Origin of the sequence: Hymenobacter latericoloratus, assembly GCF_014199535.1 — a bacterium.
Classification (GTDB): Bacteria; Bacteroidota; Bacteroidia; order Cytophagales; family Hymenobacteraceae; genus Hymenobacter; species Hymenobacter latericoloratus.
This window is the reverse complement of the sequence record NZ_JACHNV010000003.1, coordinates 920,602-928,365: the sequence shown is the minus strand read 5'-3', so window position 1 is coordinate 928,365 and position 7,764 is coordinate 920,602. Positions and strand designations below refer to the sequence as shown.

The window sequence follows — 7,764 nt, the reverse complement described above, 5'->3', positions numbered from 1 at the left end:
GCCGTCAACCATAATGGGGTGAGAGCCTAGGAACTCCCGCCCCAACTTACTGACTCGTCTTCTTTTAGCCGGCTGCTAATTCCCCAACACCCTCTTAGTTTTCATGCATGTCAAAGTTTGAGGCCGAAATTCTCGGTTAAATAAGTTCGCTCATCCCGTGCATTAGCGACCAATGAATTTCCGACATCAAAGCGGCGCACATGCCGCGTAACCCTGCTTCTTTTACGTAAAAATTGATCTTTTAAAGCGTTGGAGGCAGAAGAAAAATATGAGCTAGAAATCCAGTGGCAAACCTGTGTGGCGTAAAAAGTATTTTAAATCTTCCTTTTCTGTTTTCTCCCAATTTTTTAAAATTGAATTTATCTGCTCTATTTGCTCTTTGTTTCCATTTTCAAATACTGCAATAGCTCCGAGCCAGGAAACAGTTGTGAGGCCAAGCACCCGCGAGTTTCGGTTTATCGGGTTGTTAATCGTTTCTAGTATTTTATCAAATACGGTTTCCGATTCTTTCAACCGCTTGCCAAGAGCAGTTACTGCACGGCCTCTATAATGGTGTGAGAAGTGATGTAAATTAGAAATTAGCTGGTCAGTGGAAAGGGCTTCCGCTTCTACATCTGAGCCAACTGGGAATACTTTATTTTTCATTTGTTTTCTGAATTTTTAGACCAAAGTTGTTAATTAAGTATTCCTTCTCGGAGCGAGCATTCGCAACTAACCTTGTTCCGGTATCAAATGCTTTTAGCTCTCTGGTAAACTTCACCTCCTGCATATAGGCATTGTATTCAAATTGCCAACGGAGTTCGGGGTTGGAAAGCAACGCACTCGAACCTGGGAACCCTAATCTTTTGTCATCCTTGAAGTGCTGCGTCTCGTGGCGTAGAGCCCCAATTGAGGCCTCAGGGTCAATAATAAGCTGCCCAGCTAACCCTGGTTGGGCATCAGGCCCATAAGCCATAACTCCGTTTCTAAACACAACACGCACTCCTTCTTGCCGTAGCGCTTGTATAGTTGTCTCCCATTCTTCGGGGTGTGAAAGGCGGCCCGGACCGAATATATCATGGATAGGGTCAGCGTCATTTTTTAACAACGGGCGACTAACCAGTTTATTCACCGTCTGCACTACTGGTCCGGCTAGGGCCATGGGCGGGCCGCTGTAGGCGTAGGTGCGGGCGGCGGGCATCATGAAGGAGCCGGGCGAACCTGCCTCCCGGCCCATTTCTTCGGCCGCCAGGGTGAAGTAGAGCGTCCAGCCGGGTTGCTGGCCCTGGGTGCCGCGGGCATCGAAGTAGCTGAACACGTGGCACACGCTGCAGCGCCGGCCCCACACCGTCACGAAGGTGCCCTGCCCATCGGCGCGGCCGTAGGTGGCGCGGACATCTACCAGGGCGCCGGGGCTGAGCATCAGGGCCAGGAGCTGCTGGTAGTGGGCCGGGTCGAGGTTGCTGGTGACAAAGCTCCAGCGCCCGGCCCGCACCCGGCTGCGCGGGCGGCCCCGGTAATCGAGGTGCTGATACCACTCGTAGTGGCTGGCATCCAGGGGAATGCTGGCCGCGTAGCCTTCCAGGTTCAGATAGCCTTCCAGGGAAGCATTGCGCATAAGTCAGGAATAAAAATAGGGGTAGGACACTAGCGGCCGTAAGATAAGTAAGTTGCGGCGGACGTGGTTTGGGGCCCTGGCGGCCGCAACGCTGGGCCGGTTTCTGCGTCCTTGTCCGCTACCTTGGCACCTGAACTACCCCTTTTTCTGTATTCATGACGAACTCCTACCCCTCCCGGCTGGTGCTGGCGGCGGCCGTAGCGGGCCTGGCGGCCCTCGGCGCCTGCAACTCCGGCTCCAAGCCCACCTCTGGCACCCCCGAAACCGTGGATGCCGACTTCGACCGGTACAAGCAGCGCTTCATTGACTCCTTGTGGTATTATAACCCCGAGTGGGCCAGCGGGGCCGGCTACCACCGCTACGATTCCCTGCTGGTGATTCCCACGGCCGGCCGCCGCCAGACGGAAGCCGCCGCCCTGGCTCGCCGCCGCCAGGAAATGGAAATCTTCAAGGTGGAAGACCTCTCGGTCAACAACCAGACCGACTACCGCCTGCTGCAGAATTACCTGGAGTCGGCGCGCTTCTACGCCGACAGCCTGCGCGACTGGCAGTGGAACCCGGCGGGCTATAACCTGGGCTCCTCGGTGGCCGAAATCCTGAACGGCCGCTACCACCCCCTCGACCGCCGCCTGCGGGCTATCAGCAGCAAAATCAGCCGGGCCGCCGACTACTACGAGGCTGCCAAGCAGAACATCCAGACGCCCACCCGCGAGCATACCAACCTGGCCATTCTGCAAACCCAGGGCGGGCTGGCCGTGTTCGGGCCGGCCCTGCAGGATTCAGTAGCCAAGTCGGGGCTGACGGCTCAGGAGAAGAAGGACCTGACGAGCCGCATTGCCACCACCCGCCTCGTGATGGAAGGCTACGTGCGCTTTCTGCAGCAGGAGGTGCTGCCGGCCGGCAAGTTCCGGAGCTTCCGCATCGGCAAGCCCCTGTTCGACCGCAAGTTTGCCCTCGATATTCAGTCCACCTACTCCGCCGACCAGGTGTACCAGAAGGCCCAGCAGCACCGCCAGGCGCTGCTCCGCGACATGGGCAAGCGCGCCGCCCGCCTCTGGCCCACCTACTTCCCCGGCCAGACTGCACCTTCGGATTCCGTGGCCCTGATCAAGCAGGTTATCAGCAAGCTTTCCGAAAAGCACGCTACCCCCGCCGGCTTCGTGCAGGCCGTGAAAGACCAGATGCCGACCCTGGTGAAGTGGGTAGATGACCATAAGCTGCTCACCCAGGACCCCACCAAGCCCCTGGTGGTGCGCGAAACTCCGCTGTATATGCGCGGCAGCGGCGCGGGCGCCAGCATTTCGGCCCCCGGCCCCTACGACAAGGCGGCCAACACCTACTACAACGTGGAGCCCCTGGACGGGCAGCCCGCCGCCCAGGCCGAAAGCTACCTGCGCGAGTACAACCAGTACACCCTCCAGATTCTCAACATCCACGAGGCCATTCCGGGCCACTACACCCAGCTGGTGTACGCCAACCGCAGCCCCTCGCTGGTAAAATCCATCTTCGGCAACGGGGCCATGATTGAGGGCTGGGCCGTGTACACCGAGCGCATGATGCTGGAAAGCGGCTACGGCGGCAACACCGACGAAATCTGGCTGATGTGGGACAAGTGGAACATGCGCGTGACCCTGAACGCCATCCTCGACCACGACGTGCAGGCTGGCACCATCACGGAGGCCCAGGCCGTGGCCTTATTGCAGCGCGACGGGTTTCAGGAGGAAGCCGAGGCCCGCAACAAATGGCGCCGCGCTACCCTCAGCCAGGTGCAGCTGAGCAGCTACTTCACCGGCTCCACCGAAATCTACGACCTGCGCCAGGAGCTGAAGCGGCAGCAGGGCCAGCGCTTCGATCTGAAATCCTTCCACGAGCAGTTCCTCAGCTACGGCAGCGCCCCCGTGAAGTACATCCGCCAGATGATGCTGAAAGGCAGCTAACCAACCGGAAGCTCAGCCGTAGAAAGCAAAAAATCCGCCCCGGAAAGGAATTTTTCGGGGCGGATTTTTTGTCTGCCGGAAAATCAGCCAATCCGTAGCTGGTTGGTTTTCTTTCCCCGGGCACCTTCTCCCTACTGCATGAAAGTCATTGACACAAACGACATCGGCCTGCGCACCCTGATTCATGACTACCCCCGCGTGCTGGCCAAATTCACCTCGGAAAACTGTGAGGTGTGCGACCTGCTGGCACCTCCGTTTGAGCGTTTTGCGACGGAAGAACGGTTTCAGAAAACGGTCTTTCTGCGGCTTGATGCCGATGAAAACCCCGTGGCCCGCAAAATGATGGCCGCCAAAGTAGCACCGTTCTTTGTGGCGTACTGCCGGGGCCGCCTGCTGGAGTGCGACACCCTGCGCACGGAAAAAGAAGTGCTGGAAATGCTCAGCAAGCTGCAAACCTGCCCCGACGAGCTGGTAGCCGCGCAGTAGCCCGCCCTTGCCCCCGCATGTAGCAGCCCTGTTTGACTGCCGCTTGGGCTGGCCCAATCCGTCAGGTACTTTCCCCGCCACCCGGCGGCCGGCCCTAGCCGGCCGCCGGTTTTGCTACCTGGCGTGGCGTGTGCCAGGCCGGAAACAAGCTAGCCCCGGCGTGCGGCCTGCTGGCTGGCCGCTCGTAGTTTTGTGCCTATGTTCTTTGTTCTGTCGAAGCTTCTTGATTTTCTTATATCGCCCACCGTGTGGTTAGCGGGCTTGCTGGGCCTGACATTTCTGCTGCGCCGCTCCCGGTGGCGCCGGCAGCTGCTGGGGCTTACCGTGGCGCTGGCCCTGGTGCTCACCAACGGCGCGCTGGTAAACGAGGCGCTGCTGGCCTGGGAAGTGCCGCCGGTAACGCTGCGGGAGCTGGGCCGCCACGATGCCGGCGTGCTGCTGACGGGCATCACCAAGGGCCGCAAATCGCCCCACGACCGGGTGTACGTGGAGCAGGGCGCCGACCGGCTCCTGCACACGCTGTGGCTGTACCGGGCGGGCCGCATCCGCACCATCATCGTGTCGGGTGGGTCGGGGGCGCTGGGAGGCGCCAAAACCCGCACCGAGGCCCAGGAGCTGGCCATTCTGCTGCGGCTGGCCGGGGTGCCGCGCGAGGCCATTCTGCTGGAAACCCGCAGCCGCAACACCCGCGAAAACGCCCTCAATACAAAGTACGTGCTGTCCCAGCACCCCGAAATCAAGTCCATTGTGCTCATTACCTCCGCCTTTCACGAGCGGCGCGCCCTGGGCTGCTTCCGGAAGGTAGGGTTGCAGCCCACAGTTTTCCCGGCTTCCTACTACTCCACCGACCGGCAGCCCACGCTTTCCTACTGGCTGGTTCCCAGCGACGAGGCCCCGCGCCTGTGGAGTATTCTCATCCACGAGATGGTGGGCTACGCGGCGTACTGGGTGCGGGGCTACCTGTAAGGCTGGTGCGGGCCGACAGCAATGCCCGCCAGCCAGTGCATCCCTGACGGCGCGGCGGCTTAGCCCGGTTTGGGGGGTAGCACCTGCTAGCTGCCGGGGCCAAACCGCTCGGTGCGGATGGCCTCAGAAGAAATGCCCTGCGCGGCCAGGTAGCTTGCCGTGGCCTCTACCAGCCCGGTGGGGCCGCAGATAAAGCAGTCAGGCGGAGCGGGGAGGCGGCGGGCGGCTTCGGCCAGCATGGCAGCATCGGGCCGGCGCTGGTAGCCGGTCCAGCCCGCCGGCGCGTGACGGGTGTAGGTGAGCAGCAGCGTGAAGGTGGCATCCGTAGCCGCCATAGCCAGCAGCTCCCGGTGGTAGATAACATCTTCCGGGGCGCGGACGCTGTACAGCAGCACCGTAGGGTTGTGCACGCCCGCGTGCTGGCGGTGGCGCAGCATGGCCATGAGCGGCACTACCCCCGCGCCGCCCGCCACCAACAGCAGGGGCCCGGCCTGGGGCGTAGCTTCCCACACGAAATACCCGCCAATGGGGCCGCGCACCTCCAGCTGGTCGCCGGGTTCAACGCCCTCGAAGAGGTAGCCCGATACTTCACCTTCCTCTATCAGCTCCACGGTAAGGGCAATCTGGCCGGTTTGCTCGGGCGGGGAGGCCACGGAGTAGCTACGCTGGGCCTGGTAGCCATCGGGGGCGGTGAGGCGCAGGGTGTAGTGCTGCCCGGCCCGGTGAGGCTGCCAGCGGGGCAGGCGCAATACAAACGTTTTGACGCGGGGCGTTTCCGGCACTACGGCCTCCACGGTGGCTACCTGCCACTCCAGGCGGCTCATCGGGTGCCGGCGGCCAGGTCCTCGTCGTCATCGAGGTAGCGCTGCTCCTTCCACGGGTCGCCGTACATGCTGTAGCCGGCCCGCTCCCAGAAGCCGGGTGCGTCTTCGGCCCGCAGCTCCAGGCGCTGCACCCACTTGGCGCTTTTCCAGAAGTAGAGGTGAGGCACCACCAGCCGGGCCGGGCCGCCGTGGTCGGGCGCCAGCGGCTGGCCATCGTACTGAAGGCCAATAAAGGCTTTGCCCCCCAGCAGATCGGCCAGGGGCAGGTTGGTGGTGTAGCCCCCGTAGCAGTGGGCCATTACGTAGCGGGCCTCGGGGGTAGGGCCGGCCAACGCCAGCAGCGTATCCAGACTCACGCCGCGCCATTGGGTGCCAAACTTCGACCACTGCGTAACGCAGTGAATATCCACCGTAAATTCCTGCTGGGGCAGGGCGTTGAACTCGGCCCAGCTCCATTGCTGCGGATTTGTTACCAGGCCATCCAGCCCGAGTGCCCATTTGGTGGTACCGATGCGGGGCGTGGGCCCGGCGCTGAGGACCGGAAAATCCTGGGTTTCATACTGGCCGGGGGGCAGCACGTGCTGGCTGGCGGGCCGCTTGCGCTGGAAGCCCCGGTTGAAAAAGGAGTTCTGCATAACGAATGGGGTAGGAAGCCACAGGGCTGGGGCCGTTGGTTCTGCCGGGCCCCGGCGGAGCAGACCAAACAAACCCTAAACCTTTGGGGGCCCGGCTTGGTTTTCCGGTCTTCTGCTTCCTGGCAAACCAGCCGGCAGCGCAGAAGGCCCACCGCGCCCAAAAACCGCTCGTACGGGGCGGGGCCGCTACCCAACGCTTTTTCTTTCGTTTTGCTATGACTATAACGCCGCTTGCCAACCTCACCCTCTCGGTGCTGGACCTGGCCGCCATTCTGGCCGGGCACACCGCCGCCGATACCTTCCGCAACACCGTGGACCTGGCCCGCCACGCCGAGCAGTGGGGCTACCGGCGCTACTGGCTGGCCGAGCACCACAACATGGCCAGCATTGCGTCCTCGGCCACGTCCATCCTGATTGGGCACGTAGCAGGTAACACCACCAGTATCCGGGTGGGGTCGGGGGGGATTATGCTGCCCAACCACGCCCCGCTGGTTATTGCCGAGCAGTTCGGCACGCTGGCTTCGCTCTACCCCGGCCGCATCGACCTGGGCCTGGGCCGCGCCCCCGGCACCGACCAGCTGACGGCCCTGGCCCTGCGCCGCGACCAGCACACGGCCGCCAACGACTTTCCCCAGAACGTGCAGGAGCTGCAAACCTACCTTTCGGCCGAAAACCGGGGTAGCCGGGTGCGGGCCGTGCCCGGCGAAGGGCTGGATATTCCCATCTGGCTGCTGGGCTCCAGCACTTACAGCGCCCAGCTGGCGGCTATGCTGGGTCTGCCGTTCGCCTTCGCCAGTCACTTCGCCCCCACGTACCTGCACGAGGCCCTGCGCCTGTACCGCCACAACTTCCGGCCTTCGGCCCAGCTCCAGGAGGCCTATGCCATGGCCTGCGTCAATGTTATTGCCGCCGATACCGATGAGGAGGCCGAGCGGCTGGCTACCTCGTTCTACGTGTTTGCCCTGGGCATCATCCGGGGTACCACGCTCCCGTTGCAGCCCCCGCTGGATAGCATGGACGGCTACTGGACCGACTACGAAGAAGCCGCCGTGCGCCAGATGATGACCTACGTCTTCATCGGCGGCCCCGAAACCATTGCCCGCAAGCTGGAAGCCTTCCGGGCGCAAACCCAGGTGCAGGAGCTGATGGTGGTGTCGCACATCTACGACCCCGCCGCCCGCCTGCGCTCCTACGAAATTCTGGCCGAGCTGGCCGGCACCGCTCAGCAGGCCGTGAAGGTAGAAGTGGTGCCCAACCACGTGTAATGATTCGCGCTTCACGTCATTCCGGCCAGAAAAGGGAATCCGCGTTATCTAATT

General features: G+C 62.1%; 8 protein-coding genes. 4 read left to right on the top strand and 4 right to left on the bottom strand.

Features of this window, described 5'->3' with window-relative positions; translation table 11 throughout:
* Positions 1–273: 273 nt before the first annotated feature.
* Positions 274–645, bottom strand: coding sequence for a hypothetical protein (locus GGU46_RS14505; protein ID WP_183404254.1), 372 nt, complete (start codon positions 643–645; stop codon positions 274–276).
* Entirely contained in the window at positions 635–1,597 is a 963-nt protein-coding gene (locus tag GGU46_RS14500; RefSeq protein ID WP_183404253.1) for a hypothetical protein, read from the bottom strand. Before GGU46_RS14500 ends, GGU46_RS14505 begins: the two co-directional genes overlap by 11 nt.
* 155 nt (positions 1,598–1,752) lie before the next feature.
* On the opposite strand from GGU46_RS14500, the gene GGU46_RS14495 reads away from it, so the two are divergent.
* From GGU46_RS14495 to GGU46_RS14485, 3 genes are all read left to right on the top strand, one after another.
* Positions 1,753–3,534, top strand: a complete 1,782-nt coding sequence (locus GGU46_RS14495) for a DUF885 domain-containing protein (protein ID WP_183404252.1) — start codon at positions 1,753–1,755, stop codon at positions 3,532–3,534.
* A gap of 138 nt (positions 3,535–3,672) precedes the next feature.
* A complete protein-coding gene (locus GGU46_RS14490) occupies positions 3,673–4,020 on the top strand; it encodes a thioredoxin family protein (RefSeq protein WP_183404251.1) in 348 nt (115 codons plus the stop codon).
* A gap of 198 nt (positions 4,021–4,218) precedes the next feature.
* On the top strand, positions 4,219–4,986 hold the full coding sequence (locus GGU46_RS14485) for a YdcF family protein (protein ID WP_183404250.1): 768 nt from the start codon (positions 4,219–4,221) through the stop codon (positions 4,984–4,986).
* 86 nt (positions 4,987–5,072) lie between these two features.
* On the opposite strand, the gene GGU46_RS14480 is transcribed toward GGU46_RS14485, so the two are convergent.
* A complete protein-coding gene (locus GGU46_RS14480) occupies positions 5,073–5,810 on the bottom strand; it encodes a ferredoxin reductase (RefSeq protein ID WP_183404249.1) in 738 nt (245 codons plus the stop codon).
* Positions 5,807–6,445 carry a sulfite oxidase-like oxidoreductase gene (locus tag GGU46_RS14475; RefSeq protein ID WP_183404248.1) on the bottom strand — a complete coding sequence of 213 codons (639 nt, stop codon included), beginning with the start codon at positions 6,443–6,445 and terminating at the stop codon, positions 5,807–5,809. The genes GGU46_RS14480 and GGU46_RS14475 overlap by 4 nt, the downstream gene beginning before the upstream one ends.
* Positions 6,446–6,660: 215 nt before the next feature.
* Here GGU46_RS14475 and GGU46_RS14470 point away from each other — a divergent pair, with 215 nt between their 5' ends.
* Positions 6,661–7,710 (top strand): LLM class flavin-dependent oxidoreductase, encoded by a 1,050-nt coding sequence (locus tag GGU46_RS14470; RefSeq protein WP_183404247.1) that lies wholly within the window; start codon positions 6,661–6,663, stop codon positions 7,708–7,710.
* The last annotated feature ends 54 nt before the right edge of the window (positions 7,711–7,764 follow it).